Source organism: Thioalkalivibrio sp. AKL10 (assembly GCF_000381845.1).
Lineage (GTDB): Bacteria > Pseudomonadota > Gammaproteobacteria > Ectothiorhodospirales > Ectothiorhodospiraceae > Thioalkalivibrio > Thioalkalivibrio versutus.
On record NZ_KB907144.1, the window covers coordinates 295,099 to 321,465 of the forward strand.

Annotated in this window: 24 protein-coding genes and 1 pseudogene; 6 read left to right on the forward strand and 19 right to left on the reverse strand. The window is 67.6% G+C overall.

The annotated features are described in order from the left end of the window. Positions 1-13: 13 nt before the first annotated feature. The 7 genes from G333_RS0110090 to G333_RS0110120 form a co-directional block, all read right to left on the reverse strand. Positions 14-487 (reverse strand): Na+/H+ antiporter subunit E, encoded by a 474-nt coding sequence (locus G333_RS0110090; protein WP_018938682.1) that lies wholly within the window; start codon positions 485-487, stop codon positions 14-16. Then, positions 484-1,989, reverse strand: a complete 1,506-nt coding sequence (locus G333_RS0110095) for a Na+/H+ antiporter subunit D (RefSeq protein WP_018938681.1) — start codon at positions 1,987-1,989, stop codon at positions 484-486. Before G333_RS0110095 ends, G333_RS0110090 begins: the two co-directional genes overlap by 4 nt. Beyond that, positions 1,986-2,333, reverse strand: a complete 348-nt coding sequence (locus tag G333_RS0110100) for a Na+/H+ antiporter subunit C (protein ID WP_018146063.1) — start codon at positions 2,331-2,333, stop codon at positions 1,986-1,988. The genes G333_RS0110095 and G333_RS0110100 overlap by 4 nt, the downstream gene beginning before the upstream one ends. Then, entirely contained in the window at positions 2,333-2,758 is a 426-nt protein-coding gene (locus tag G333_RS0110105) for a Na+/H+ antiporter subunit B (protein ID WP_018146064.1), read from the reverse strand. Before G333_RS0110105 ends, G333_RS0110100 begins: the two co-directional genes overlap by 1 nt. Further along, positions 2,755-5,055: a putative monovalent cation/H+ antiporter subunit A gene (locus G333_RS0110110; RefSeq protein ID WP_018938679.1), complete on the reverse strand. Its 2,301-nt coding sequence runs from the start codon at positions 5,053-5,055 to the stop codon at positions 2,755-2,757. The genes G333_RS0110105 and G333_RS0110110 overlap by 4 nt, the downstream gene beginning before the upstream one ends. 254 nt (positions 5,056-5,309) lie before the next feature. Then, positions 5,310-6,011 carry a TIGR04211 family SH3 domain-containing protein gene (locus G333_RS0110115; protein WP_018146066.1) on the reverse strand — a complete coding sequence of 234 codons (702 nt, stop codon included), beginning with the start codon at positions 6,009-6,011 and terminating at the stop codon, positions 5,310-5,312. A gap of 110 nt (positions 6,012-6,121) precedes the next feature. Beyond that, positions 6,122-7,456, reverse strand: a complete 1,335-nt coding sequence (locus G333_RS0110120; RefSeq protein ID WP_019628397.1) for a hypothetical protein — start codon at positions 7,454-7,456, stop codon at positions 6,122-6,124. Between the two features lie 200 nt (positions 7,457-7,656). Here G333_RS0110120 and G333_RS0110125 point away from each other — a divergent pair, with 200 nt between their 5' ends. After that, positions 7,657-7,971, forward strand: a complete 315-nt coding sequence (locus G333_RS0110125; RefSeq protein ID WP_018938677.1) for a hypothetical protein — start codon at positions 7,657-7,659, stop codon at positions 7,969-7,971. 92 nt (positions 7,972-8,063) lie between these two features. Continuing rightward, positions 8,064-8,576 carry a 3-hydroxyacyl-[acyl-carrier-protein] dehydratase FabA gene (fabA, locus tag G333_RS0110130; RefSeq protein WP_018146069.1) on the forward strand — a complete coding sequence of 171 codons (513 nt, stop codon included), beginning with the start codon at positions 8,064-8,066 and terminating at the stop codon, positions 8,574-8,576. A 303-nt stretch (positions 8,577-8,879) separates the two neighbouring features. On the opposite strand, the pseudogene G333_RS15390 reads toward fabA, so the two are convergent. The 3 genes and pseudogenes from G333_RS15390 to G333_RS0110145 form a co-directional block, all read right to left on the reverse strand. Further along, positions 8,880-9,085 (reverse strand): annotated as a pseudogene (locus G333_RS15390) (hypothetical protein). A 376-nt stretch (positions 9,086-9,461) separates the two neighbouring features. After that, positions 9,462-11,057 (reverse strand): hypothetical protein, encoded by a 1,596-nt coding sequence (locus G333_RS0110140; protein ID WP_018938487.1) that lies wholly within the window; start codon positions 11,055-11,057, stop codon positions 9,462-9,464. A gap of 13 nt (positions 11,058-11,070) precedes the next feature. Next, positions 11,071-11,655, reverse strand: a complete 585-nt coding sequence (locus G333_RS0110145) for a cytochrome b (protein WP_018938486.1) — start codon at positions 11,653-11,655, stop codon at positions 11,071-11,073. Positions 11,656-11,782: 127 nt separating this feature from the next. Here G333_RS0110145 and G333_RS0110150 point away from each other — a divergent pair, with 127 nt between their 5' ends. The 4 genes from G333_RS0110150 (at position 11,783) to G333_RS0110170 (ending at position 18,807) form a co-directional block, all read left to right on the forward strand. Continuing rightward, positions 11,783-12,529: an HAD family hydrolase gene (locus G333_RS0110150; protein ID WP_019568204.1), complete on the forward strand. Its 747-nt coding sequence runs from the start codon at positions 11,783-11,785 to the stop codon at positions 12,527-12,529. Positions 12,530-12,728: 199 nt separating this feature from the next. Further along, a complete protein-coding gene (locus tag G333_RS0110155; protein WP_019628400.1) occupies positions 12,729-14,009 on the forward strand; it encodes a DNA repair exonuclease in 1,281 nt (426 codons plus the stop codon). A gap of 7 nt (positions 14,010-14,016) precedes the next feature. Further along, positions 14,017-17,469: an AAA family ATPase gene (locus G333_RS0110160; RefSeq protein ID WP_019628401.1), complete on the forward strand. Its 3,453-nt coding sequence runs from the start codon at positions 14,017-14,019 to the stop codon at positions 17,467-17,469. 477 nt (positions 17,470-17,946) lie between these two features. After that, positions 17,947-18,807, forward strand: coding sequence for a PA4780 family RIO1-like protein kinase (locus G333_RS0110170; RefSeq protein ID WP_019628402.1), 861 nt, complete (start codon positions 17,947-17,949; stop codon positions 18,805-18,807). Positions 18,808-18,922: 115 nt separating this feature from the next. Here the strand turns inward: G333_RS0110170 and kdsB are convergent, their stop codons facing one another. The 9 genes from kdsB to cysM all read right to left on the reverse strand — a co-directional run bounded on the left by kdsB (position 18,923) and on the right by cysM (position 26,263). Beyond that, entirely contained in the window at positions 18,923-19,690 is a 768-nt protein-coding gene (gene kdsB / locus G333_RS0110175; RefSeq protein WP_019628403.1) for a 3-deoxy-manno-octulosonate cytidylyltransferase, read from the reverse strand. 8 nt (positions 19,691-19,698) lie between these two features. Next, the gene (locus tag G333_RS0110180; RefSeq protein WP_018169424.1) at positions 19,699-19,893 is read right to left on the reverse strand and encodes a Trm112 family protein; all 195 of its coding nucleotides are present in this window, start codon (positions 19,891-19,893) and stop codon (positions 19,699-19,701) included. Positions 19,894-19,896: 3 nt separating this feature from the next. Continuing rightward, positions 19,897-20,919 (reverse strand): tetraacyldisaccharide 4'-kinase, encoded by a 1,023-nt coding sequence (lpxK, locus tag G333_RS0110185; RefSeq protein WP_018951195.1) that lies wholly within the window; start codon positions 20,917-20,919, stop codon positions 19,897-19,899. A gap of 2 nt (positions 20,920-20,921) precedes the next feature. Then, positions 20,922-22,058, reverse strand: coding sequence for a glycosyltransferase N-terminal domain-containing protein (locus G333_RS0110190; RefSeq protein ID WP_019628404.1), 1,137 nt, complete (start codon positions 22,056-22,058; stop codon positions 20,922-20,924). Between the two features lie 71 nt (positions 22,059-22,129). After that, a complete protein-coding gene (locus G333_RS0110195) occupies positions 22,130-22,558 on the reverse strand; it encodes a biopolymer transporter ExbD (protein WP_018650355.1) in 429 nt (142 codons plus the stop codon). Next, complete coding sequence (locus tag G333_RS0110200) at positions 22,555-23,193, reverse strand: MotA/TolQ/ExbB proton channel family protein (protein ID WP_018169421.1); 639 nt, start codon at positions 23,191-23,193, stop codon at positions 22,555-22,557. Before G333_RS0110200 ends, G333_RS0110195 begins: the two co-directional genes overlap by 4 nt. 27 nt (positions 23,194-23,220) lie before the next feature. Then, complete coding sequence (rlmD, locus tag G333_RS0110205; RefSeq protein ID WP_019628405.1) at positions 23,221-24,549, reverse strand: 23S rRNA (uracil(1939)-C(5))-methyltransferase RlmD; 1,329 nt, start codon at positions 24,547-24,549, stop codon at positions 23,221-23,223. Then, entirely contained in the window at positions 24,549-25,355 is an 807-nt protein-coding gene (locus G333_RS0110210; protein ID WP_018146084.1) for a 3'-5' exonuclease, read from the reverse strand. The genes rlmD and G333_RS0110210 overlap by 1 nt, the downstream gene beginning before the upstream one ends. Then, complete coding sequence (cysM, locus tag G333_RS0110215) at positions 25,352-26,263, reverse strand: cysteine synthase CysM (RefSeq protein ID WP_019563198.1); 912 nt, start codon at positions 26,261-26,263, stop codon at positions 25,352-25,354. The genes G333_RS0110210 and cysM overlap by 4 nt, the downstream gene beginning before the upstream one ends. Positions 26,264-26,367 lie beyond the last annotated feature (104 nt).

Consider the following 26,367-nt stretch of genomic DNA (forward strand, 5'->3'; position numbering starts at 1 on the left):
GACCTCCCCGCGCCTAGCGCAGGACCTCCAGGGCGCGGTGTTCCAGGTACTTGATCGAGCGGATCACCGCATCCCGGTCCTCGAGGTACATCACGTGGATATACAGCACCTTCTTGTCGGTGGAGACGTCCAGGCTCAGCGTCCCCGGCGTCAGCGAGATCAGGTTGGCGACAATCGTGATCTCGCCATCGGTCTTGGCATCCAGCGGAAAGGCAATCACACCCGGCACCATGTGGTGGGTCGGTGTCATCACATCGTAGGCCACCTTCAGGTTCGACATAAACAGCTCCCAAAGGAAGAAGCCGATAAACCCGATGAAGCGCGGCACGCGCCGCGCATAGCTGGCGAACCCCGGCTTGTCGCGCAGGGCGAAGGCCAGCAGCACGTAGCCCAGGAAAAATCCGACCAGCAGATTGCCAGTGGTAAACGTCCCGGTCAGAAAGACCCAGATCAGGGCCAGCGCGATGTTCCAGGTCAGCGCGATCATTGGCGGGCCTCCCCGAGTACCGCCTCGATATACTGCGACGGATCCAGCAACTGCTCGGCCGACATCAAAGCCATCTGGTAGATCGGCTCGCCGTACAGGCCGATGGCCACGGTCATCAGCGCCAGCATGATCACCGGGACCCACATCCAGATCATCGGGCCGGAAGTGACGTCAAGCGTCTCGCCCTCGACCCCTTCCGGCTGCGCCTTCCAGAACACCTCGGCCCAGATCTTGATCATCGAGTACAGCGTCAGCAGACCCACCACCAGCGCGACCGCCACCACCCAGTAGGCCTCGGCCTCGATGCCCGCGCGGATGATGATGAACTTGGCAAAGAAACCCGACAGCGGCGGCAGCCCTGCCAGCGACAAGGCCGGAATCAGAAACAGCACCCCCAGCATTGGATGCGTACGGTAGATCCCGCCCATCAGCTTCAGCTCATGGGTGCCCTTCATCACGAACGTGATCCCGCTGATCAGGAACAGATTCGCCTTCACGATGATGTGATGCATGATGTAGAACACCCCGCCCACCAGGGCCAGCGGCGTGAACAGCGCCAGACCCATGATCATGTAGCCGATCTGGCTGATGATGTGGAACGACAGGATGCGCCGGAATTCGTAGTGCGCGGCCGCCCCGAGCACGCCGGTCAGCATGGTCGCCGCTGCGACCCACAGCAGGATCTCGTGGGTGTAGTCGACTTCCTGATTGAAGATCAGCGTGAACACGCGGTACAGCGCGTAGACCCCGACCTTGGTCAGCAACGCCGCGAACAGCGCGGAGACCGCCACCTTCGGCGTGTGGTAGGACGCCGGCAGCCAGAAGAAGAACGGGAACGCCGCGGCCTTCACCCCGAACGCGACCAGGTACAGCATCGCGATTACGGTCACCAGACCGGTGTCCTCGACGGTGGACAGCTTGTCGGCGATATCCGCCATGTTCAGGGTGCCGGTCAGCCCGTAGGTCAGGCCGATCGCGGTCAGGAAGATCATCGACGACAGCAGGTTCAGGGTGACGTACTTGATCGCCCCCTCCATCTGCGCGCGTTCGCCACCCAGGATCAGCAGCGCGAAGGAGGCGACCAGCATCACCTCGAACCACACGTAGAGGTTGAAGATATCGCCGGTCAGGAAGGCGCCGTTCACGCCGGCCAGAAGCAGGTGCAGCAACGGGTAGTAGCCGAACTTTTCCGACATCCTGCCAATGCCGGAGAGCGAATAGATCGCCGTGGCGAAGCCGATGATTCCGGTCAGCACCACCATGATCGCCGCCAGCATGTCGGACACCAGCACGATACCGAATGGCGCGGGCCAGGAGCCCATCTCCATCACCACGTGCCCGTGCTCCCAGGTATCCGCCAGCAGCCACACGCTGACGGCCAGCATCAGCCCGGTGCCGAGCACACCGAGGGCCCGCTGCGCGAAGTGCGAACGCCACAACATCACCGACAACGCACCGACCAGCAGCGGCACGATGATCGGGAGGGCCACGGACATCATCATCGATCGGTGTCCTTCATCTGGTCCATGTCATCGGCCTGCACCACTTCGTAGGCGCGGTGGATCAGTACCACGGCGAACGCCAGCACCCCGAAACCGATCACGATCGCCGTCAGCACCACGGCCTGCGCCAGGGGATCGGCCGCGACCCCCTCGGGCACCGTGTCCCCGGGGGAGATCAGTGGCGGCGCGCCCGATGTCATGCCGGCAACGGTAAAGATCAGCAGGTTGGCGGCATTCGACAGCAGCACCAGGCCGATCACCAGCTTCACGATCGAGCGGCGCAGCATCATGTAGATGGCCGCGGCATAGAGACCGCCGACCACGAAGGCCATGACGACTTCCATTAGTCCTCCGCCTCCGCGAGGTTGAGCATGATGGTCAGCACCGAGCCGATGACCACTAGGTACACCCCGATATCGAAGATCAGCACGGTCGAGAGCTTCATCTCGCCGAAGATCGGCGCAGTGAACTCCCACCACTGGGCAGTAAAGAAGGCCTGCCCGCGAAACACGCCGGGAATGGCACTGATCACCGCCAGCACCATGCCGGCACCCAGAAGATCCCGAGGGTCCACCCGCAGCACCTTGCGTGCCGACTCGGTATCCATCGAAAACAGGTACAGCAGGATCGCCGCCGCCGCGACCAGCCCACCAATGAAACCGCCGCCCGGCTCGTCGTGCCCGCGCAACAGCAGGAACACGGAAAACAGCAGCAGCAGCGGCAGCAGGAAATGTCCCGCGGTGCGCAGGATCAGGGAATGCATGTTCATCGGCGGTCCTCCGCGCGGAAACGAAGCATCGCGTACACCCCGATCGCCGCCAGCGCCAGCACGAAGATTTCGCCCAGGGTATCCAGTGCACGGAAGTCGACCAGCACCACGTTAACGATGTTGCGGCCGTAACCGGACGGCACCGACTCGTCGATGAAGTACTGCGAGATGGAGTCGAACAGCCGCGCATCCACGGTGCTCAGGATCAGCAGCGTGATCATGCCGCCCATCACCAGCGCGATCCCGGCGTCACGCAGGCGCAACGCGGTGGACGACAGATTCAGGAAGCCCGGCAGTCGGAACAGCACCAGCACCAGCAGGATCACGGTCAGGGTCTCGACCAGAACCTGGGTGATGCCGACGTCCGCCGCACTGTAGAGCACGTAAACCAGCGCCACGGTGAAGCCCAGCGAGCCCAGGGCCGCCACTGCGCCCAGTCGTGAGCGGGTCAGCACCGCGAACAGCGTGGAGGCCACCAGGACCGCCAAGATGGCGATCTCGTGGACCTTCAGGCGCTCGAGATTCAGCGACCCTACGCCGACCTCGAACAGCTGGGCGGTGACCCCGACCAGACCCGCGGTCGCCACGACGATCACGATCACGTAATAGCGCAGATAGCCGTTCTGCAGCACTCGGGTCTGCCATTCGGACAGCCACACCAGGCCGTCCATCATCTTGAAATAGCCCTTCTCCGGGCCGTATTCGGCGACGCGATCGACCCAGGCCAGCGCGCGGCGCGCCTGTTCCCAGCGCCAGTAGAGAACCCCACCGGCCACCAGGCTGAAGGCGGAGATCGCCAGCGGCCAATTCAGGCCGTGCCACAGCGACAGATAGCCGTCCACCGGCGCACCCTGCACGCTGGCCGCCGCCGCGTTGATCAGGCCCTCGTCGGCCAGCCCCGGCCCCAGGCCGAAGATCAGGCCCAGGCTCGCGAGCACCGCGGGGCCGGCCAGCATGGCCACCGGGGCGTCATGCTGCGGGGTCTTGGGCGTGTCCGTCTTCGGCCCGAACCACGGCCGGATGCCGACAATCGCGGCGACCGCCACCCCGAGGATCGCGGTCAGCACCGCCAGCAGGGTCAGGATGCCGACCAACCCCGGGGCCCCAAGCACCGACTCCAGCATCAGCTCCTTGGCGACAAAGCCGAACAGCGGGATCACGCCCCCCAGCGACAGCGCCGCGAGGATCGTGAATGCCGCCGTCACCGGCAGCGCGCTGCGCAGTCCGCCGGTCTGCAGGAAGTCCTTGGCCCCGGCCTCGTGATCCAGGATGCCCGCGACCATGAACAGCGCGCCCTTGTACAGGGAATGCGCCAGCAGGAAGGCCATCGCCGCCATCAACGCGGTCTCGGTGCCAATGCCGATCAACATGGTCAGGGTGCCCAGCGCCATCACCGTGGAATACGCCAGCACCTTTTTCACGCCCGTGGAGCGGTAGGCCAGGAACACGCCGGTGAACATGGTCACCGAGCCGACCAACACCAGCGTGGTGAACCAGACATCCGTGCCACCCAGCGAGGGATTCAGGCGCGCCAGCAGGTAGATGCCGGCCTTTACCATGGTGGCCGAGTGCAGGTAGGCGGAGACCGGCGTGGGCGCCGCCATCGCGCGCGGCAGCCAGAAATGGAACGGGACCTGTGCCGACTTCGTGAAGGCCCCGAGCAGGATCAGGAACAACAGCGGCAGATACAGCGCATGCTCGCGCACTACATCGCCGTTGGAGAGGATCTCGGAGATCTCGTAGGAGCCGCCGGCCATCGCCAGCATGATGATGCCGGCGAGCATTGCCAGACCGCCGCCGACGGTTACGAACAGACCCTGGAGCGCGTACTTGCGGGCGTCTGCGTTCTCGTGGTTGTAGCCGATCAGCAAGTAGGACGTGATACTGGTCAGCTCCCAGAACACGAACATCGCGATCAGGTTATCCGCCAGCACCAGCCCGAGCATGGACCCCATGAAGGCCAGCAGAATCACGTAGAAGCGCCCGAGATCGCGATCCTTCTCGAGGTAGCGCCCGGCGTAGGTGACGATGAAGAAACCGATACCCGAGATCAGTAGCGCAAACAGCAGTGACAGGCCGTCCACCAGGAACGAGAGCTGGATATCCAGCCCCGGCAGCCAAGGCCAGGCCAGCACGATGGATTCGCCGCTGGAAACCGCCGGCAGGAAGCTCAGGAAATAGACGAACAGCCCGGCCGGCAACAAGCCCAGCACCCAGCCACTGGTGCGGCCGGTCAGGCGGTGGATCGTGGGCGCAAACGCCGCCACCAGGAACGTTGACAGAATTGCGTACAGCATCCGGTCAGCTCAGTCCTTTCAGTTCCGGGCCAAGGCACGCGGCCGCGACCGCGCATGTGAGGGTCCATCCGATCCTGACGGGGCGAGCCGCTCAAGGCACACCAGGGTCAAATCGGTCGCGGAAGCCTACCGACTCGGCCGAGGCCGCGCAAGAAACGTGACGTTCCTCGCGCAAGCCCCGAAAGACACGCTGACAGCGACCGATTCAGACGAGAAGAACCGGTCTCAGGAAAGCGCCGATCAAGACCCCGGTATCAGCTCCATTCGCTGCGACGGCGACGGGCGGGAATCCGCGTAAGCACGATCCCGAGAATCACCGAACCAACCGTGACCAATGCCCCAGTCATGAACCACTTGCGCTGACTGTCCGCCTGCATCACCTCGACCTGACGGCGATACTCGTCGGCGGAGTCGCGGGCATCGATCAGGTTCTCTTCCAGGCGGCGATTCTCGCGCTGGATTTCCTGCGGCCGCGAGGCGATATCACGCAACTCTTCCAGCTCGGTTTCCATCTCAGCGAGCTGTGCCTGCAGTTCGTCACGTTCCGCGGTCAACGCATTGCGCCGATCCAGCAGTTCCGCGATCCGGCCCTCCTGGTCATCTGCCCCGGAGCGGATCTCGGCCAGCTCGGCCTCGACTTCGGCCAGGCGCTCGCGCGAATGCGGCTCGTCCTGCAGGTAGCGGGTCAGGATCCAGGCCTCGTTGCCGCTGGGCAGGCGCACCCGGCTCCAGCCGTCACCGGACTGCTCCATCACGGCCACTGGCTGTCCGGCACGTACTGCGCTGACGATCCGGTTCTGGTTCGACGGACCGCCACGCACGCCAACCTCCAGCTCCTCGCTGATATACCGGGTCTGCTGAGCGGCGGCGCCGCTCCAGGCCACCATCAGCAATCCGCCCAGAACCAGCACCATCACCCGCATCGGCCACCCATTCGTCGTCATGTCTTCTGCCATCTCTTGATTCGTCAGGGATCAACGGCGCTGCATTCTACAGCGGTATCCGCACAGCGCGTGCCAGGCCGCGCCAGGGGTTGATCGAGTTCACATAACGGTTACCGCGAGCCTTACAAGAACTGCTCGCGCACCACCCGCGACGGAAACGTGAGCAGGTCAAACGCCATCGGCGCCAGCCGGCGCATCTGCGCCGCCGTCACCGCCAGCAGATACAGGACCCCGGCCAGCACGGCGAGCAGCAAGCTCAGAAGCCCACCCAGCATCACTCGGGTCGCCTGCAGGACGCCCACCAGCCAGATCGGTGCCAGCGCCACGATCAGCGGGATTACCAGCCCCAGGATCGCCCCCACCGACTGTTCGAACAGATCCAGCGTCACCGGGGGTGCCTCGTCCCCTGCCAGCAGGGTATCGACCATTTCCTGGCGATAAGCCACCCACTCCAGGTGGAAACCGCCAAACCCGGAGACCAGCGCCAGTGCGGCCAATGCCACCGCAGCAACCAACACCAGGGCGCGGCGCACGCCCTCGCTGCCGTCCATCAGGGATTGTGGCAAGAGCCGCGAGACACCGCGGGCCTCCGCCAGCAGCCAGCCACAGACCGCGGCCGCGCCCAACAGGATCACGACCACCAGATCCGGAAAGGCCACGCCGCCGGCCTCCATGGACGCCGGAAATTGCGAGCCCAGGGCCGGGTCGAACAGGCGCTGGTACACGATCACTGCCACAGCCGTCAGCGCCAGTCCCGCTGCGCCCAGCAACCACTGGCTACCCGCCTGGGCATACGCCGGCCACTGTCGGTGCGCCGGATGGTCGCGGCTCTCGCAACGAGTCAGACCGTTGTCGAGACGTTCGCCCTGACGCTGCAGGTCCGCCAGTCGCCGGTGAACTTGCTCCAGGCGCCCGGTCAGCTCGTGCAACGGGGCCTCCATGCGGCGGCGCGCCGACAACAGGCCACGGGACATCTGGCGGTGCTCCTCCATACCCAGGCGAGCGATGCGCAGCACCGTCTCCTGCATGTCCTGCGCCAGACGCTGCCCCTGCGGGCTCTCGCCGACGGGCGTGCTCACCAGCGCCTCCAGCCGGCTGACCCAGCCCGGTTCGGCGGACAAGCGCCCCTCGTCGCGGGCGTAGGCGTCCTCCAGCTGGCGCAGCGTCTCGTGGACCTGCTGGCGCAGATCGGGGATCTCGGCCAGATCATGGCCCACCAGCCGAGCGTAGCGTCGCTCCAGGGCATGCACCGCGACATGGACGCGCTCCGCCTCCAGCCTCGCCAGATGCGCCTGGTGCCAGCGCTGAGCCGCATCGCGCAGATGCAACACCTGGCGCCGCAGGGCACAGACCAGGCGCGTAATCCCACCCGTCAGGCCCACCAGCAATCGCCGCAGCGGCCGTCGCGCCAGATCGAGCACGATAATCGCGACAACAACCCCCACTACCCACAGCATTACAGTGACCGCCACGACGACCCCTTGCTTATTGTTTTACGGCATGGTCGGTGCCCGCACCCTACAGCGCAACTCGGACCTCCGCCTTCGCGCTCCGATTATGTCGCAACGCCTCCGCGCCTGCCGGCGCACGGAAGGATCCGTACTCAAGTTTGCGGTGCCCGCGCCGATATCCGGATTAAATCCCCGGAGACTTCGCGATGCTCAGCCTCGACCTCCTGCCGGCACCCGCCCCGGCCCGCACCGAGAACCCCGCCTGGCTGGATGCCGGGTTCACCGCCGGCTGGCTCCCGGCCTTCCGCGACCGCCGCACCGGCGCGGTCCATGCCAGCCATCTGGATGACGGGCGCCTGGCCTGCACGCACATCCTGGATACCGTGCCCGCGCCCTGGGTCGCCGAACGCGACAGCAAGGGGCGCCCGACGGCCCTGACCGCCGATATCCAGGCCGGCTACCTGCGCGGCGATCGCTTCTTCACCCTCGCGGACCTGCTACGGTATCCATCCGACGCCTGACGACCGGCCCGTCAGCGCCACCACGCCCGCCGCAATTGCTTTTGCGCGCGGGTTTCGGTCCAATACCGGCCTTTTCCCCGAGCGGCGCTCCCATGCAGAAGAATCAGTACGATCGCGACGAACTCCTGGCCTGCGGCTACGGCGACATGTTCGGCCCCGGCAACGCCCAGTTGCCGGTCCCCAACATGCTGATGATGGACCGCGTCCTGGAGATCAACAGCGACGGCGGCCAGTACGGCAAGGGCGAGATGATCGCCGAACTGGATATCAACCCCGACCTCTGGTTCTTCGCCTGCCACTTCCCGGGTGACCCGGTCATGCCCGGCTGCCTCGGCCTCGACGCGATGTGGCAGCTGGTCGGCTTCTACCTGGCCTGGCTCGGCAACCCGGGACGCGGCCGCGCCCTGGGCGTGGGCGAGGTCAAGTTCACCGGCCAGGTCCTGCCCACCGCGAAGAAGGTCACCTACCACATCGACATGAAACGGGTGATCTCGCGCAAGCTGGTCCTCGGCATCGGCGACGGCATCGTCAAGGTCGACGGCCGCCCGATCTACGAAGCCCACGACCTCCGCGTCGGCCTGTTCACCTCCACCGAAAACTTCTAACCCCACCGGCACCCGCCCGACCCCTACTTACTGCCATTAGGCCCGGGCTGGCCCCGGTTCGTCGCTGGTGTTTACGGTGGCTCGGGTCCGACGCCTGCCGGTTGCTGGCTGGCCATGGTTCGGCGCTAGGTGTTTACGTGCCTTCGTCCGGCCGCCTGCCACGCGCTCTCTCGCGAGCGCACCGCGAGGTACTTTCTTGCTTGCCCAAGAAAGTACCCAAAGAAGGGCACCCGGATTCCGCCCGGGAACCTTGCTCCAGGGCCCTCGGGCCGGCGGCGCTGAACTCGCTGCGCTGCGCTCCGCTCAGACATCCAGCGCCTTCTTCCGGCCCGAGAACCCTTCCGCAAGGGGCTCCATACGGGAGGGGAAGGTCAAAACCGACCGTATCCCACGCTTCTGCCTAACCATAGGCATCGCCGCCCGAAAGCCCCCGGCACCCGCTTCGCGGGTGCGGCACGCCATGGCCAAAGGCCGAGCGTGCCGAAGATGTATGAACACCTAGCCATCATCCATTCGCCATAGCGCCGGGATAGCCGTTTTTTGGACCTGCCTCCCCGTTGTCGTCGCGCCGAGTGGAGAGGCTTTTCGCGGGACGATTCTAAATAGACACGGGGCGCTGGATGTCTGAGCGCAGCCGAAGGCGCAGCGAGTTCAGCGCCGCCCGCGAAAAGCCTCGGAGCGAGGGAAACCCCGGCCCGCGCAGCGGGCCGGGGTCGCGGCAGTCGGGCGTGTTTCTTGGGTACTTCTTTGCACGAGCAAAGAAGTACCTCGCGGTGCGCTCGCGAGAGAGCGCGTGGCAGGCGGCGGACCGACGCCACCGTAAACACCAGACGATTAACCAGGCCCGGCCATTCGGCTCGAGAAACCGCGACAGTCGTCACTCGATCAGTCCTTTCCGGGCGCCCCGCCAAATGCATCGCGCAGCCAGCCACGCAGGGCGTCAAAGCCATGTTCCGCCCGCTCCGAAGGCGGCAGCATCCCCGGCACGAAGCCGCGCGCCCGGAACGGCTCCAGTAATTCCGGATCGCCCGAGATCACGTGGACCGGTACCGCCCAGCTGGCGTCCTGACCGGTAATCAGCGCGGCCGCCGGGTGATCGCCCAGCATGAAAAACAGCGTTTCCTCATCGGCAAACCGGGCGGCGTAGGCCCCGGTCACCTCCAGCGAGTAGCGCACCGACTCCGCGTAGTACTCGCGCACGCGACCAAAGTCCCGCCACAGCGTCTCCGGCGCGGGCCCCTGGTCGGCCCACTGGTCAAAGATCGCGCCATCCCCGATCGCATCCCAGTCCTCCAGCACCGGCAGGATCGGCGTCCAGGGCGCATGCGAACTGACCAGCCCCAGCATCGCGAACACCGCGTCTTCCGACGTCGCGCGCACCTCGCGCTCGAAGAACGACCAAGTGTATTGGTCCGGCATCGTGACCCAGAAAAACGGCGGCCCAGCGTAGTCGAAGTCGTACTTGTCCACGATCCGGTCCCAGCCGAACCACCGGCCCTCCGGCCAGTCAAGCTGGATCGCCGGCGCGAGCATGGCCGTGCGGTGCCCGGTCGTCTGGAAATCCTGCACTAGGGTATCGCGTGGCTCGGCCTGCAACGCGTCGTAGTGCCCGGCGTAGCGGACCTGCAGGCCCGACAGCAGCGAGGCCTGCGCCAGCCAGGATTGCCCGCCGGCGATCGGCGCCTCCAGCACGCCGGTCACCACGTGCAGGCCCGCGGCGTCGAGATCGTCGCCGATCGACTCGAGTCCCGGCACGATCACGGGCGCATAGCGCTCGTCGAAAACGGCGGATACGCCATAGGACTCCACCAGGCCCAGAATCACGTCGACCCCGGCAAGTCCCGGCAGCGGTTGTGCCCCGGCCTGCTCACGGCTTTGCTGCAGCCGCGCACGAAAGGCCCGGTTCTCCGCGATGGCGGCCTGCCCCGCCGCGATCTGCTGCTGCACCATCCCAGCCGCCGGCGCGACCGTTCCGGCGGGCGCCACGTCGCGCATGCCGGCGGCCGTACCCACCAGGCCAAGCGCCAGCAGCCCAACGGCAAGGGGCAGCGGCACCCGCCGCGCGCCTGCGGCACGGCTGCCCAGCGCATACAGCCCCCGAGCCGCTCCCCAGATCACCACGACCAGCCCGGCGATCAGGACGATGGCCAGCAACACCGTGGCCAGCGTACCGAGATTCCCGGTCACCAACTGGTACACCGCATCCAGCAGTATCCAGTCCTGGATCAGGTTGAGCGGCCGGGTCAGGCTGGCCCGGGTCAGGGCATCGAACAACGCCAGCACCACCAGCGCCAGCAGGAGCCCGCCCGCCAGCCACGCCAACCCCCGCGCCAGCCGGCCCGCCGGCAGAAGCGCGAACAGGCCCACCAGCAGCACGGCCTCCCAGGCCAACCAGTACGGTGCGAGTCCCGCGTAGCGCGGGATTTCCAGACCCAGCAGCACCACATTCAGCGCAACAAGGGTCAGCAGCAATCGCAGCATCGGCGCCCCGGAATCAGCGCCGAGCCGAACCGAAGGTCATTCGCTGCATCACGCCATCCCGACGCACGCGCCAGTGGAACAGCGCCACCGCAATATGGCCGAGCGCCAGGATCAGGATGGCCACCCCCAGCGCCTGGTGCCAGCCGAACAGGATCTCCGAAAGGGCTTCGTTTTCCGGGAACAAGCCCGGCAGGATCAACGGCCCCAGCTGGACCGGATAGCCCCCGGCCGCGGTCGCCCACCACCCGATCACCGGCATCACGATCAGCAGGACATAGAGCAGCCCGTGCACCACCTCCGAGCCAATCCGCTGCCAACGGGCGAGTGCCACCGCGTAGGGCGGCTTGCCATGACGCAGCCGCAGCCCGATGCGCACCAGCATCAGTGCCAGAATCAGCACCCCGAAGCTCTTGTGCCAGGTGTAAATGGTGTTGGTCGCATCCTCGCCGAAGCGCGCCTGCAACCCTTCGAAACCGAACCAGCCAATCGTCCCGCCGAGACTCAGCGCGCCCAGCACCAATACCGCCACCAGCCAGTGCACCACCCGCTGGCCCCGACTGTAGCGCGGCCAGACACCGGAATCGTTGGTTGTTTGCATGTCGAAGACCTCCTCGTCGCTTCCTTCCCAGCGTAGCAGTCCACTCCGACGGCCGAACGCCGTGAGTACCCCCAAAGGTGTTATCCGAATGGTCGCGCCGTCGCAGTTCCACGCTACCCTTGTACGGATGAACCACGCACCCCGTCGCGAGCCTGTTCGACCTCGAGCGTTCGAACCCGGCCGTATCCGCTGTCTGACCTTCGACCTCGACGACACGCTGTGGCCGGTGATGCCGGTCATCCATCACGCCGAGGCGCGATTCTATGCCTGGCTTCGCGAGCAGGCGCCCGAGGTGTGCGAGCGCTTCGGTCCCGATGCCCTGATCCAGGCGCGCACGGCCTTCATGCGCGCGGCCCCCGACCACGAGCGCCACGACCTGACCCGCCTGCGCAAGCGCTGGCTGCGCGAACTGGCGGAGACCTGTGGCTGCTGCCCGGAACGTCTGTCGGGTGAAGGCTTCCAGGTGTTCTGGGAGGCGCGCAACGAGGTCACGCCCTATCCCGAGGCCCAGAATGTGCTGGCAACCCTGGCACGCCACTTCCGCCTGGGCGCGATCAGCAACGGTAACGCGGATGTCTTTCGCACGCCCCTCGGACAGTACTTCGGCTTCGCCGTCGCCGCCGGCGAAGCGGGTGCGGCCAAGCCCGATCCGCATATCTTCGATCAGGCCCGCAAGCATGCGGGGATGGAGCCCGACGCCATCCTGCACGTCGGGGACGACAGCACGGCGGACGTCCTGGGCGCGCTGCAGGCCGGCTTCCGCGCCGCCTGGTTCAACCCGCAATCCCTCCCCTGGGAACACGGTCATCCCCGCCCCTGCCTGACCCTCGGCCGCCTCGGCCAGCTGCCCCGGCAACTCGGCATCGACACCTGACCCTGCGCACCACCGCACCCGTGGGAGCCTGCTTGCAGGCGAAGCCCCTGCCCGCGTCCGACTCTGGCAGGGGCTTCGCCTGCAAGCAGGCTCCCACGCGGGCAGAACCGATGAAGGGGCCCATCCCATGCTCCGGGATTGGCTTTGGTCCGCGATTCTTCCAAACTGCGCCCATGATCCCGACCCCCTCCCCGCGTCCATGAAGCTCCTGTGCGTGGGCGACATCCATCTGGGCCGACAGCCGTCGCGCATCCCGCCCGCGGTGGACGAGGCGCTCGGCATCGCAAACCTCGGCCCGGCCGCTGCGTGGCGCCGCAGCGTCGACTACGCCGTGGAACAAGGCATCGACGCAGTGCTGCTGGCCGGCGACGTGGTCGAACAGGAGGACGACTTCTACGAGGCTTACCGCGACCTGAGGGCGGGTGTCGAGCGCCTGACCCAGGCGGGCATCCGGGTACTCGGCGTCGCCGGCAACCATGACGTCCAGGTCCTGCCACGGCTGGCCGAATCCCTGCCGGCCTTCGAGCTGCTGGGGGCCGGCGGGCAGTGGGAAACCCGCGAGTTGCGCGGCCACGATGATCAGCGTCTACGGATTGCGGGCTGGTCGTTCCCCGAAGCGCGCGTAACCACCAGTCCGCTGGAAGGCGATTTTCCCGCCCCCACAGACTGCCCCACCGTCGGGCTCCTGCACTGTGATCGTGACCAGTCCCGCAGCCCGCACGCCCCCGTGCGCAGCAGCGACCTGGAGGCCGCCCCGGTCGAGGCCTGGCTACTGGGCCACATCCACCGCCCCGATCCGCTCGCCGCGCCCCGACCGATGGGCTATCTGGGCTCCCTGAGCGGCATGGATCCGGGCGAGCCCGGCCGCCATGGCCCCTGGTGTCTCGAGATCACCCCGGGCGGCGACCTCGCGATCGAGCAGATTCCATTGGCACCGCTGTACTGGCATACCCTCGAGATCGCCGTGGATGGCCTGCAGCAAGCGGCCGATATCCACCGCCGGGTGACCGAGGCACTGGGAGCCCTCCATGCCGAGCTGGAGACCTGGAGCCACAGGCCTGCGGCCGTCGGCTGCCGCCTGCGGTTGACCGGACGCAGCGATCAACGCCATGCGCTGGAGCGCAGCCTGTACGCCGACGACCCGCGCGCCACCCCGCAGGAACTCGGCGGCCGTTTGTATTTCGTCCATGACTGGCGCCTGGAGGCCCTGCCCGCCCTGGACCTGGCGGAACTCGCCGCGGGCAGCGATCCCGCCGCATTGCTGGCCCGCAAGCTCCAGTTGCTGCAAGGCCCGGACAACGCGGCCCGCCGCGAACTCCTGGAGAAGGCCCGGGCTCCGCTCGCCCAGGTGATTCATGACCCGCGTTATCGCGCCCTCGCCCCAGAGGGCCCGGATGACGAGGCGATCGCCCGCCACCTGGAAGCGGCCGCCCTGCACGCCCTTGACCGGCTGCTGCTCCAGCGCGAGAGCGAAGCGTGAGGGCCGCATGAGACTGGACTCACTGGATATCGTCCGTCTGCCGGGCATCCATCCGGGGTTCCGCCTGGATGCCCTGGGGCCAGGCGTGAACGTGGCCATCGGGCCCAACGCGTCCGGAAAATCGAGCCTGGTGCGCGCCTTGCGAGCCGCCCTGTATGCCCAGGAACTGCGCCAGACCGGAGTCCACATCGAGGCGACCTTCGTCGACGCCCAGGGCCCGTTACAGGCCCATCGGCTGGGGACCGACTTGTCCTGGTCCCGCAATGGCGAACGCGTCGAGGCGCCCCCACTGCCGGATCATCGCTTCATCGACTGCTACACCCTGCGCATCGAGGATCTGCTGAACGCCGACCACGGCACCGAGCAGGAGATCGGCCTGCGCCTAGCCCGCGAACTGGCCGGTGGCTACGACCTGCCCACCCTGCGCGACGATCCCGCGTTGGCCCTGAAGACGACCCACGCCCGTAGCGAGTCCCAGGCGCTGACGGCTGCGGAACAGGAACTGCGCGAGCGCCGTCAGCAGCAACGCGGCCTGCAACACGACGAACAGCGCCTGACCGACCTGAAGGCGCAACGCCAGCAGACCCAGCGCGCTGCCCACGAGGCCGATCAGTACGAACGCGCCATGGACCTGCTGGGGGCCCGACGCGAACACCGGGATCTGGAGACCCGGGTGGCGGCCTTGCCTCCCGGTCTGGACAGGCTCCGCGGCGACGAACTGCAACGCCTCGCCCCACTCCAGGACGAATTGCGACGCCTGGAACACGAACAACAACAGGCCCGCGAACGCCTGGAGGACGCTTGCCAGCGCCGCGAGGCAGCCGGACTGGCGGATCCCGAGCTGGATGCCGATCGCGTGGACGATCAACGCCCCGTGGTTCGCAGGCTGCTGGAGCTGGAGAGGGGGCTGGAGCAGACGACAAGGGAGCTGCACGCGGCCCAGGCGACACGGCACCAGGCAACCGAAGAACTGGGGGGCACGCCAGAGGCGATTCCGGCCCTGGACCCCGCCACGCTCCACTCGGTGGAACAGTCCCTGGAGACCCTGCGTGGGCTGCAGGCCGGCATCGCGCAACGGGAAGACGAACTCGCCTCCCTGCCTCCGACTGAGGACACCCTGCCCACCCCCGACACACTGCGACGCGGCCGCGACGAGCTGCTGCACTGGCTGGGGTCCCCGCGCCCCACCCCCTGGACCGGCCTGCGCCGGTTCGCCGCCGGGATCGCCCTGCTCGCGGCGGGCGGCGCCATTGGCACAGCGACGTTGCTGGTACACCCCGCCTTCGCCGTACTCGCGCTCCCGGTCGCCTGGGGCGCCTACATCGCCGCTCGCCCGGCGACCGACAACAAACCCCGCGAGACTGCAAAGGCACGCTTCCGCGATACCGGTCTGGCGCTACCCACGGAATGGGAGGCCGACGCGGTCCGCGAGCGCCTGACCCACCTGGAGCGCGAACTGGAAACTGCGGAGGGCGCCCGGCGAACGGCGGAGCGCCGCGCTCGACTCGAACGGGAACTGCAAGAGCGGCGCGCCGCCCGCGACCGGGAAGAGGGGCGCCTGAAGGACATTGCCCGGCAGGTCGGCTTCGACCCCGGCTGTATGGATGCCTCGCTGCAGCGCTGGATCCACCTGACCGCGAACCATGACCGGGCCCGCCAGGCCGTCAACGCGGCCCGGGCGGAGCAGGAACGCCTGACAGCCGATCGGGAGGCGACCCGGGCACCCGTCATGGCCTTTCTCGCCCAGTATGCCGTGGCCCCTCCGGACCCCGACCCTTCGGCGGATACCCTGGCCCAGCGCCTGGACCGACTCGCCGCCCGGCTGCAGACGCGGGACACCGCACAGCGGGAGGAGAAGGACGCCCAGCGCGAACTCGATCGCCTGCAAGCCGACGCGAACCGCACGCGGGAGCAGATCGCCGCCCTGTACGCGGCGGCCGGCCTGGAGAACGACGATGAATCGACCCTGCGCGAGAGGCTGCGGCTATGGCCCGACTGGCAGGAACTGAGCGTGCAACTGGGTAATGTGCGCGAACGCGAGCGCGAACGCCGCCGCCACCTCGAGGACCGCCCGGACTTGCTGGAGGCGGTCGAGGCCGATGCCGCGGAACCCCTGGAATCGCAACTCCAGATACTGCGCGACCAGGCGGCGGACCGCGACCGACTGAGCGAGGAGATCGCCCGCATCGAAGCGGCCATCGACCGCGCCGGCCATGAACGCCAGCTGGAAACCGCCCGCGCCCGCCGCGAACTCGCCCGCGACGCCCTGACCCAGCGCCTCGACCAGGCCCTGTTCGCCACGGCCGGAAACTTCCTGCTGGACCAGGTGGAGATGGAACACGAACAGGCGGTGCAGCCCGCCGCCCTGCGCCAGGCCCGCGAGTGGTTCCGGCGCTTCACACGGCATCACTACGAACTTCAGTTCTCGCCCCATGCCTCGGCCCGGTTCAGCGCCCGCGAGACCGCCAGCGGGGCCACCCGCTCGCTCAGCGAACTCTCCAGCGGGACGCGGATGCAGCTTCTGCTCGCCGTACGCATCGCCTTTGCGCTGGAGGCCGAACGCGGGCGCAGCGCGCTCCCGCTCATCCTCGACGAGGCGCTGGGCACGGCGGACCCGGACCGCTTCCGGGCGGTCGCCGAAAGCCTGCAGGCACTGGCCCACGAGGCCAGCCGACAGGTCTTCTACCTGACCGCCCAGCCCGAAGACGCGCGTTACTGGCAGGCACAGGAGTCCAGCGTCGAGATCATCGACCTGGCCGCACGCCGCTGGGGGCAGCAAGCGCTGGGTAGCCACGAGCAGCTGGGCCTTCCGGAAACCGAAGCGGTACCCGCCCCCGGCAGCGACGCGCCCGAGGACTACGCGCAGCGGATTGGGGGCATTCCCCTGATCGACCCCTGGCAGGATCCGGCCGGTATCCATCTGTTTCACCTGCTGCGAGACCGTCTGAAACTGTTGCAGCGCCTGCTGGAGCTGGGGGTGGATCGCCTGGGCGCGCTGGAATCCCTGCTACAAGGCCCCGCCGACTCCCTGCTGGAACCCCCGGAATGCCAGACGCTGCAGGCCCGTAGTGAGGCCGCCCGCGCCTGGACTCGCGCCTGGCGCCAGGGTCGCGGCCGCCCGGTAGACCGCGAGGCCCTGGAGGCCTCCGAGGCCGTCAGTGCGACCTTCATCGACGCCGTCTCCGACCTGGCGAACCAGCTGAACGGCAACGGCGAACAGCTCCTGCGCGAACTGGAGAACGGTACGGTCAAGCGCTTCCAGAGCAGTGCCCGCGAACGGCTGTCCGAATGGCTCACCGACAACGGGTATATCGACCCGAACACAATCCTGACCAAGACCGAGCTCGAACACCGCGTGATCGCGACCCTCAAACCGCACCACTCCACAGCGGAGCGGGCCATCCGCGAAGGCCAGGCCCTGGCCCGCGCCCTGCAAGCCGGCTTGCACCCGCCCGCCTGAACGGCACGGGGACGAAAACGCCAGGTGCCTCGTTGCCCTTCTTCGGGCGCTCGCCCCCACGGCGATGTTTCGGTGCTATTGTGGAGAGACAACGCTTCGTGACCCCGCCTCGCTGGCGACACCCCAATGGAGACCCTGCTGCCCTATGGCCAAACCGAACTACCAATACGAAAAGCGCCAGCGCGAGCTGAAGAAAGCCGCCAAGCAGGAAGAAAAACGCCAGCAGAAACGGGCACGCAATCAGCCGGATGACCCGTCCGGCGCCCCAGAGGACCCACCCCATGAAGACCATGGATCGTAAGCGCGACAGCAAGAAGAAGGCCGAAAAGACACTGATGGAGAAACGCACCGCCAAGGCGGAGAAGCGCAAACCCAAGATCTTTCTGCCCTGACCCAACCGTTTTGGAACGCACGACGCCGGCCTCCGGGGTTCCCCCCAGGTCGGCGTCTTTCGTTTCGCCAACCCCGTACGCGCTTATGAAAACCCCCAAGATCCTCCAGCCGCTGATCGAAGACGGCGTCATTGATACCGTCCTCGGGCAGCTGCAAAGCGGCAAGGAGGCGAACATCTACCTCGTCCGCAGCGGGGGCGCGACACGCTGTGCCAAGGCGTACAAGGAAGCCAAGCATCGCGGCTTCCACAAACTGGCCGAGTATCAGGAAGGCCGCAAGGTCCGCGGCAGCCGCGATGCGCGGGCCATGGCCCGACGTGGGCGTCACGGCCGCGAGGTCGAGGAGACGCAGTGGAAGAACGCGGAAGTCGAGGCGCTCTACCGCCTTGCCGACGCGGGCGTTCGAGTGCCCGTCCCCTACGGCGTATTCGACCGCGTCCTGTTGATGGAACTGGTGCTGGACGCCGACGGCAACACCGCGCCCCAGCTGCACGAAGTCGAGCTGGACCCCGAGACAGCACGCGAGTGGTTCGCATTCATGATCCGCCAGATCCAGCGCATGCTGTGCGCCGGCCTGATCCATGGCGACCTGTCCGAGTACAACGTGCTGGTGGACGCGCACGGCCCCGTCATCATCGACCTCCCCCAGGCCGTCAACGCCGCCGGCAACAACAGCGCATTCCGCATGCTGCAGCGGGACGTGAACAACATGCGCACAACCTTCGGCCGCGCGGACCCCACGCTGCTGGAGACGCAGTACGCCCACGAGATGTGGGACCTGTTCGCCAACGGTGACCTGACGCCGGAAACACCCCTGACGGGGCACTTTGTGCACAGCGAAGAGACCCCCGACGTGGATGGGGTGCTCGACGAGATCGAGGATGCGCGACTGGAGCACGAGGCCTTGCTGGCCGCCCTCGACCCGACCCACCCCGACAACCAATAGGCGACTGGGTGCGCGACCCCCGAACCCGGTCCTGACGGAAACGGAAGCTCCGCAACGCCCCCTTCACCTGCGAGCTGGCTTCCTCGCAGGCAGGCGGTAGAAGCCCGATTGCGCGTTACACGCGGGCCGTGCCCGAAAAAAAGGCGTCCACGCGGTCCAGGTCCTCGGGGGTATCCACGCCAGGCGGGTGCGCCTCGGCGCGGCGGCCGACCTGGATCCAGGCCCCCATGTCCAGCGCGCGTAGCTGTTCCAGCTGCTCCAACTGCTCCAGCGGCGCGGGCGGCTCGGCACTCATGCGCCGCAGGAAGCCGGCGCGGTAGGCATAGAGCCCCAGGTGCCGGATGACATGGTCGACCGAGGGCGGCTGCCCCGCCCGGCGCGCCTCGCGGTCCCAGGGGATCGGGGCGCGCGAGAAATACAGGGCCCGGCCGTTGCGGTCGGTCACCAGCTTCACCTGGTTGGGGTCGGCCAGATCCTCCGCGCAGCGGATCGGCACGCCCAGGGTGGCCATATCCGCTTGCGGGGTCTGTTCGAGCAGGGCCGCCAGGTCATTCAGCAGCGCCCCCGGGGTGAGCGGTTCGTCGCCCTGCAGGTTGACCACGATGGACTCGTCGCCCCAGCCCTCGGCGGCGGCCACAGCCGCGATGCGGTCGGTGCCGGAAGGGAGCGCGGGATCGGTCAGGAAGGCCTCGACGCCGCACTGGCGCGCCACCGCTAGGATGCGTTCGTCATCCGCGGCGACGATCACGCGAGTGGCGGCGCTCTCCTGCGCACGGCTGATCACATGCGCAATCAGTGGGCGCCCGGCCACCGCAGCCAGCGGCTTGTCCGGCAGACGGCTGGAGGCCATGCGTGCCGGGATCACCACAACGAAGCCCGTCATGCGGATGCTCAGGCCTCGCGCCAGCGTTCCTTCTCGTCCTCGGAGAGACTGCGCGCCTCGTCCTCCAGCATCACCGGGATGTCGTCCCGGATCGGATAGGCGAGACCGGCGGAGACGGAGATCAGCTCCTGATTCTCGCGATCGTACTTGAGCGGACCCTTGGTAACCGGGCAGACCAGAATATCGAGCAGACGCTTGTCCATGCATTACCCCAGGTGTTTGAGCCGACTGACCGTCTCCAGACGCGCGAGTAGCGCCGGCTCGAAAGTGGTTGGCAACCGGGCCGCGATCGGCCAGTACCAGTGATTATCCTGCGCAAACGACCGGCATTTTACGGCATCCTTCTCCGTCATCAGAACCGGCAACTCGTCATCGAAGCGGATCTGATGCGGCAGGAAACGATGGTGATCCGGAAACGGATGCCGAATGATACCGATCTTCGCCGCTTCCAGGGTGCGGAAGAAGCGCTCCGGATCCGCGATCCCGGCGATGGCGTGGGCATCGCGCCGCGCAAAGCGGTGGGGCTTGCGCGCCTCCTCCGCCCCGTCCACCCGCTGCAACCGACTGGACGGGACCAGTTCCATCGGGATCTCGCCGGGACCCGGCTCGCCACCGGTCACGATCACGAAATCGGCCCGTTCCCGGGCCCGCTTCGGCTCCCGCAACGGCCCCGCCGGCAGACAAAGCCCATTGCCGAAGCGGCGTCTCCCGTCGACCATCAGGATAGTGATATCGCGCGGCAGGCGGTGGTGCTGCATGCCGTCGTCCGCGATCACCACGTCCACGCCCTGATCGGTCAGCGCCCGCGCCCCGCGCACCCGGTCGCGATCCACCTGCACCGGGACGCCCGTGCGCCGGGCGATCAGCAACGGCTCGTCACCCACCACCACCGGATCGGAATCGGCCGTCACCGCGATCCCGGCCACATCCCCACGCCCGCCATAGCCGCGACTGACAATGCCGGGGTGATAGCCAGCGGCGCGCAGGCGCTTGGCCAGCCACACCGTCATCGGTGTCTTCCCGCTGCCGCCCAGGGTCAGATTGCCCACCACGATCACCGCGCGCGCCGGGATGGAGATATCGCGCCGCGCCTGCTCCTGGCGCTGACGATTCCACTCGGCAAGCCCGGCGTAGCCCAACGACAACGGGAACATCGCCGCGGCGAACGGCCCGCGCTGGCTCCACTGATCCCACAACCGGGCGCTCAGCCACGCCTGAAACGACCCCATGACTACCAGTCCCAGACCTGCTGCAGCACAGCATCGAAATTGGCATCCACCTGGCGCCGCTCGTCCCAGAAGCGCCGCCGCGCCGCATCCCCCTGCTGACGCCGCGCGGCCGGGTCGGCGCTCAACCGCTGCCAGGCCTCCAGCACCGCGGTGGGTTCGCCCAGCACCGGGCAGGGCAACGCCGCTGCCGGGGCCTCGCCCAGGCTCACCGCCGCCCCGCCGGCCAGGCCCTGCCACAAGGCCTGGCGATCCGAGGCCGCGAGATGCACCGCATGGGCGGCACTGGCCGCAGCGGCAAACCAGCGTCGGTCATCCAGATGCAGGATGGTCCCTGGCGCCAACGTCGAACGATCCCAGGCCGAGACCGCCAGATCCGCGCCGGGCAGCCCGGCCTCGGTCGCATCCCCGCGCAGGCTCGCCAGCAGGATATCGCTCTGCCCCCGGCCAGAGGCCTGCCAGGCCGTGCGCCAGGCGGGCCACTGCTCCGACGTGCCGTGCCACCACCACAGGCGCTCCACGTTACCCCCGACCAATGCGCGCAGGACCACATCGGCCTGGGCCTCGACAAATCGCGCCTGCGGGTCGGCGGGCGCCAGTGCCGCTTCGAACGCGGCCTCCGGCCACGCCTGCGCCCCGGCCGGATCGACCGGCCAGTGGCGCACGACCGGAGGCACGGCCCGGGCAGGCGGCTCGGTATTGACCGCGATCACCGGGACCTCGGCCGCCTGCAGGAGGTTCACCGGGGCCTGACCGCCGGCCAGCAGGATGCCGTGGGGCTGAAAACGATCGAGCACCCGGCGCACCACCCGCGGACGGTCACAGGGGCCATAGCCCACGCCCACCTTGCGAAACGGCTGCATGTGTCGTTCAAAGAGCTCCGGGTAATCCTGCTCGAAGGTCAGGACGATGCGCACATCCTGGCGCTTGTCGCGCACCGCGCCGAGCAGTTCGATCCCCAGGCGCACCTCCTCGGGCGTGCCGCCGGCCTTGATCCAGACCAGCCGCCCCCGCTCGTCGGGTGGCGTCAGGAAGCCCCGACGGGCCCGCGCACGGTTCCCCTCACCGCGACGATAATCGCGCCAGGTCGCGCCCCAGACCGCAAACCGCCGAGCGCCGTAACCTCCTGCATCACCCCGCATCCCCCACCTCCTCGCGGCAGGGGACGGCCGCGAGCACAGAGTCAGGCTCGACGTGCTGCGGGTGGTACGCCTCAGTCGTCATCGGCGGCGTCACCCAGGGTGGCGATGGAGACCGAGGTGATACCCAGGCGGCCGACGACATCCAGCGCGCGCACCACCGACTGGTGGGTGGCATTGGCGTCCGCGCGGATCAGCACCGGGTCGTCCTCGCGGCCCTCGCGGGCCTCGGACAACACGCGCTCCAAGGTCTCCGCGCGGCGGTTGATCAGTTCCTGGCCGTTGATGAAGTAGTTGCCGTTCGCGTCCACGATGATGTCGATCCACGCGCGCTCCACGGCCTCGGCCTCGCGGTCGGCCGAGGGCAGGGTCAGCTCGATGTCCGCGTGCTGATCGAAGGTGGTGGAGACCATGAAGAAGATCAGCAGCAGGAACACCACATCGATCAACGGCGTCAGATTGACGCCGGGCTCTTCCTGCCGGCTTGGCGTACGGAAGTTCACGCCTTGGCCCCGCCCTCGACCGCACCGGCCTCGCGCTCGCCATGGATCACCTCGACCAGCTTGGTGGCCTCCTGCTCCATCTCCAGCACCAGTTCGTCAATGTGGCCACGGAAGTAGCGATGAAAGGCCAGCGCCGGGATGGCCACGCCGATCCCGGTCGCGGTGGTAATCAGGGCCTGCGAGATACCACCGGCCAGATCGCGCGGGCTGCCGACGCCGATCTCGGTGATCACGGTGAACACCTCGATCATCCCGACCACGGTGCCCAGCAGGCCCAGCAACGGGGTAATCATCGAGATCGTGCCCAGCGTGTTCATGTAGCGCTCGAGCTCGTGGGCCACGCGACGTCCGGCCTCTTCAATGCTCTCCTGGGTGATCTGGCGGGCGCGGTCATGGGTCGCGAGACCCGCGGCCAGGATCGCGCCCAGCGGGGAACCCGCACGCAGACGCTGGATATCGTCCAGCTTGAGTCCCTGCGTGCGCATCTGTTCCCACACCGAGGTCAGCAGGCGCGGCGGCACGACCCGCGAGCGGCGCAACGTCCACAGCCGCTCCAGCACGATGGCCACGGCCAGTACGGAACACAGCAGGATCGGCAGCATCAGCCACCCACCCGCTTGTACGATCTCCAGCATGCAATTCCCCTAAAGTATCGAAGCGCGTCAGGCGCGCCGGAACACGGCCATGGATTCCACGTGCGCAGTGTGCGGGAACATGTCCATGATCCCGGCCCGCTCCAGGCGATAGCCATGATGATGCACCAGGCGCTCGGCGTCACGGGCGAGCGTGGCCGGGTTGCAGGACACATAGACCAGGCGTTCGATCCGCTGCGGCGCCAGGGCCTCGATCACCGCGGCCGCGCCAGTACGCGGCGGGTCCAGCAGCACCCGGTCGAAGTCCTCGCGCAACCAGGCGGCGCTCTTCAACGCCCCGACATCGTCCAGGTCTGCGCGCTCGTAGCGGGTATTGGCGATGCCCTGGTCACGGGCATTCGCACGCGCCCGCGCCAGCATCGCGTCGTCCACCTCGACGCCGACCACTTCGCCCTCGGTCACGGTCCGTGCCAGCGGCAGGGTAAAGTTGCCCAGCCCGCAGAACAGATCCAACACGCGCTGTCCCGGTTGCAGGTCCAGCGCCTCCAGGGCCTGCGGCACCATCTTGCGGTTGATCTGCGCGTGCACCTGGATGAAATCGGTCGGCATGAAGGGCACCGACACGCCGTAGTCCGGATGGCGGTAGATCAGCGGCTCGATCGGCCCGGCCAGCGGCTCCACCGTGTCCGCCCCGCCCGGCTGCAGATACACCTGGATGCCCTCGGCCTCGGCCCAATCGGACAGGCGCTCGGTATCCGCCTGCGACAACGGATCGAGGTTGCGGAAGATCAACGCCACGCGCTCGTCGTCATCCACCGCGACCTCGATCTGCGGCAGGCGATCGCGCGCCTCCAGCCCGTCCATCAATTCGCGCAGCGCCTGGATACGCCCACCCACTGCCGGGTGCAGCACCTCGCAGTGGGTCATCTGGGCGAGATACGGGCTGCCGCGCTCGCGAAAGCCGACCAGCACCCCGCCCTTCTTCGGCACGTGCTTGGCGCCCAGCCGCGCAGTGCGGCGATAACCCAGGGTGTCGGCGGTCAGCGGCTCGAAGCGCGCCTCCGGCGTCACGTGGCCGATGCGTTCCAGCGCGTCGAACAGGGCCTGCTCCTTGATTTCACGCTGGGTCTCGACCGAGGCGTGCTGCAGCTTGCAGCCACCGCAAAGGCCGAAGAACTCGCAGGGCGGCTCGACCCGACCCGCGGCCGGCTCCAGCACCTCGACCACCTCGGCCGTGTCGAATCGGCGCTTGCGCCCGGTCTGCACCGCCATCACGCGCTCGCCCTTCAGCACGCCGTGGATGAAGCAGGCCTTGCCCTCGCGACGGATCACGCCCTGGCCGTCCAGGGTGACCTCCTCGATCCGGGCCTCGAACGGGGTCTTGTCGATGCGTGCCATCAGGTGTCGGTCCCGGCAGGCTGCCAGGCGTCGAGGAATTCACGGTGGTGCGCCGCACCACTGCCCTCCAGGTACTCGGCCAGTTGCTGTTGCCGGCTGGCCAGGGCGGCGTCGGTCAGGTTGCCGCGCATGTATTCGAAGCGCAGCCAGACCAGGTAGGTGTTCAGCACATCGTGCTCGACATAGTCGTGGATCTCGGCCTGACGCCCGTCGCGCCAGGCCGGCCAGACCTTCGAGCCATCCATGCCCAGCTTGCCGGGGAAGCCGAGCAGACTGGCCATCATGTCGAGGCTGGTGACCGCGCGGCCCTGGAAGCCCGCCAGCACGTCCATCAGGTCCACATGGCGCCAGTGGAAGCGCGACAGGTAGTTGTTATAGCGAAACTCGCGGTCGTCGTTGCCCTGCTCCCAGTAGCGCGGGGCCTGCACGCCGTTGACCAGCGCGCGGTAATGCAGCACCGGGAGGTCAAAGCCGCCGCCGTTCCAGCTAACGAGCTGTGGCGTGCGCTTGTCGATCACGTCAAAGAACTGCCGCAGCAGTTCGGCCTCGGAGGGCGTCTGGCCGTCCTCGCCCTCGCGGCCGAAGGCGGAGAGCTTCAGCGCATCGCCACCCTGATAGAGCACGCCGATCGACACGATGCGATGCAGCGGATGCTTGAGGAACTCGGAGCCGGTCTGGGCACGGCGCAGCGCGAACATCGCCTCGGCGACCTCGTGATCGCTCAGCCCCTCGAAGTCGTGCAGGCGGCGCGCGCCCTCGATATCCGGGACCGTCTCGAGATCGAAAATCAGGACCGGGGCACTCATGCGGGGAACACGCCGGTGGAGATGTAGCGGTCGCCGCGGTCACAGATGATCGCGACGAAGGTCCCACCCTCGGTCTGCGCCGCCAGCTTCAACGCCGCGGCCACCGAACCACCGGAAGAGACCCCGGCGAAGATGCCTTCTTCACTCGCCAGCCGGTGCATGGTCTCCTCTGCCTCCTCCTGGGTCACATCCACGGTCTGATCCACCCGCGAGGCCTCGAAGATGGTCGGCAGATAGGCCTCCGGCCAGCGCCGGATGCCGGGGATGGACGCCCCCTCGGCCGGCTGCACGCCGACGATCTGCACCTCCGGATCGCGTTCCTTGAGATAGCGCGACACGCCCATGATGGTGCCGGTAGTCCCCATCGCGGAGACGAAGTGGGTCACCGTGCCCTCGGTGTCGCGCCAGATCTCCGGCCCGGTGCCAATGTAGTGCGCATCCGGGTTGTCGGGGTTACCGAACTGGTTCAGCACCCGGCCCTTGCCCTCGGCCTCTAAGCGATCGGCGAGGTCACGCGCGCCCTCCATGCTCTCCTCGCGCGAGACCAGCACCAGCTCGGCGCCGAAGGCCTTCATCGAGGCGCGGCGCTCGGCGGACATGTTGTCCGGCATCACCAGGATCATGCGATAGCCCTTCATCGCCGCGACCATCGCCAGCGCGATGCCGGTGTTGCCGCTGGTCGCCTCGATCAGGGTGTCGCCCGGCTGGATGTCGCCGCGGCGCTCGGCCGCCTGGATCATGTTCAGCGCGGGCCGGTCCTTGACCGAACCGGCGGGGTTGTTGCCCTCGAGCTTCACCAGCACGGTGGACGGCAGATCCGCCGCCATGCGCTGCAGGCGCACCAGCGGCGTATTGCCGACGAAGTGCTCGAGGGTCGGGAAGGATTCCGGGTGCAGGCGTTTCTTCATGCGCGCAGAGTATAACGATCGGACCCGATCCATGCCCATGCACGCTCGCCCCGTCATCGCGAGCCCCCGCAGGGACCAGTGTTTTTCAGTGCACCGTCATCGCG

Excerpts from the sequence above, each read along its gene's own strand:
- G333_RS0110090 (WP_018938682.1), bottom strand. The coding sequence starts at position 487 with ATGATCGCGCTGACCTGGAACATCGCGCTGGCCCTGATCTGGGTCTTT.
- G333_RS0110125 (WP_018938677.1), top strand. The coding sequence starts at position 7,657 with ATGCTCAGCCTCGACCTCCTGCCGGCACCCGCCCCGGCCCGCACCGAG.
- rlmD (WP_019628405.1), bottom strand. The coding sequence starts at position 24,549 with ATGGCACGCATCGACAAGACCCCGTTCGAGGCCCGGATCGAGGAGGTC.
- G333_RS0110200 (WP_018169421.1), bottom strand. The coding sequence starts at position 23,193 with ATGCTGGAGATCGTACAAGCGGGTGGGTGGCTGATGCTGCCGATCCTG.
- G333_RS0110140 (WP_018938487.1), bottom strand. The coding sequence starts at position 11,057 with ATGCTGCGATTGCTGCTGACCCTTGTTGCGCTGAATGTGGTGCTGCTG.
- G333_RS0110120 (WP_019628397.1), bottom strand. The coding sequence starts at position 7,456 with ATGCTGTGGGTAGTGGGGGTTGTTGTCGCGATTATCGTGCTCGATCTG.
- G333_RS0110145 (WP_018938486.1), bottom strand. The coding sequence starts at position 11,655 with ATGCAAACAACCAACGATTCCGGTGTCTGGCCGCGCTACAGTCGGGGC.
- G333_RS0110155 (WP_019628400.1), top strand. The coding sequence starts at position 12,729 with ATGAAGCTCCTGTGCGTGGGCGACATCCATCTGGGCCGACAGCCGTCG.
- G333_RS0110190 (WP_019628404.1), bottom strand. The coding sequence starts at position 22,058 with ATGCGGGGTGATGCAGGAGGTTACGGCGCTCGGCGGTTTGCGGTCTGG.
- fabA (WP_018146069.1), top strand. The coding sequence starts at position 8,064 with ATGCAGAAGAATCAGTACGATCGCGACGAACTCCTGGCCTGCGGCTAC.
- G333_RS0110115 (WP_018146066.1), bottom strand. The coding sequence starts at position 6,011 with ATGGCAGAAGACATGACGACGAATGGGTGGCCGATGCGGGTGATGGTG.
- G333_RS0110105 (WP_018146064.1), bottom strand. The coding sequence starts at position 2,758 with ATGAACATGCATTCCCTGATCCTGCGCACCGCGGGACATTTCCTGCTG.
- G333_RS0110110 (WP_018938679.1), bottom strand. The coding sequence starts at position 5,055 with ATGCTGTACGCAATTCTGTCAACGTTCCTGGTGGCGGCGTTTGCGCCC.
- lpxK (WP_018951195.1), bottom strand. The coding sequence starts at position 20,919 with ATGGGGTCGTTTCAGGCGTGGCTGAGCGCCCGGTTGTGGGATCAGTGG.
- G333_RS0110100 (WP_018146063.1), bottom strand. The coding sequence starts at position 2,333 with ATGGAAGTCGTCATGGCCTTCGTGGTCGGCGGTCTCTATGCCGCGGCC.
- G333_RS0110210 (WP_018146084.1), bottom strand. The coding sequence starts at position 25,355 with ATGAGTGCCCCGGTCCTGATTTTCGATCTCGAGACGGTCCCGGATATC.
- G333_RS0110150 (WP_019568204.1), top strand. The coding sequence starts at position 11,783 with ATGAACCACGCACCCCGTCGCGAGCCTGTTCGACCTCGAGCGTTCGAA.
- G333_RS0110160 (WP_019628401.1), top strand. The coding sequence starts at position 14,017 with ATGAGACTGGACTCACTGGATATCGTCCGTCTGCCGGGCATCCATCCG.
- G333_RS0110170 (WP_019628402.1), top strand. The coding sequence starts at position 17,947 with ATGAAAACCCCCAAGATCCTCCAGCCGCTGATCGAAGACGGCGTCATT.
- G333_RS0110095 (WP_018938681.1), bottom strand. The coding sequence starts at position 1,989 with ATGATGATGTCCGTGGCCCTCCCGATCATCGTGCCGCTGCTGGTCGGT.
- cysM (WP_019563198.1), bottom strand. The coding sequence starts at position 26,263 with ATGAAGAAACGCCTGCACCCGGAATCCTTCCCGACCCTCGAGCACTTC.
- G333_RS0110180 (WP_018169424.1), bottom strand. The coding sequence starts at position 19,893 with ATGGACAAGCGTCTGCTCGATATTCTGGTCTGCCCGGTTACCAAGGGT.
- kdsB (WP_019628403.1), bottom strand. The coding sequence starts at position 19,690 with ATGACGGGCTTCGTTGTGGTGATCCCGGCACGCATGGCCTCCAGCCGT.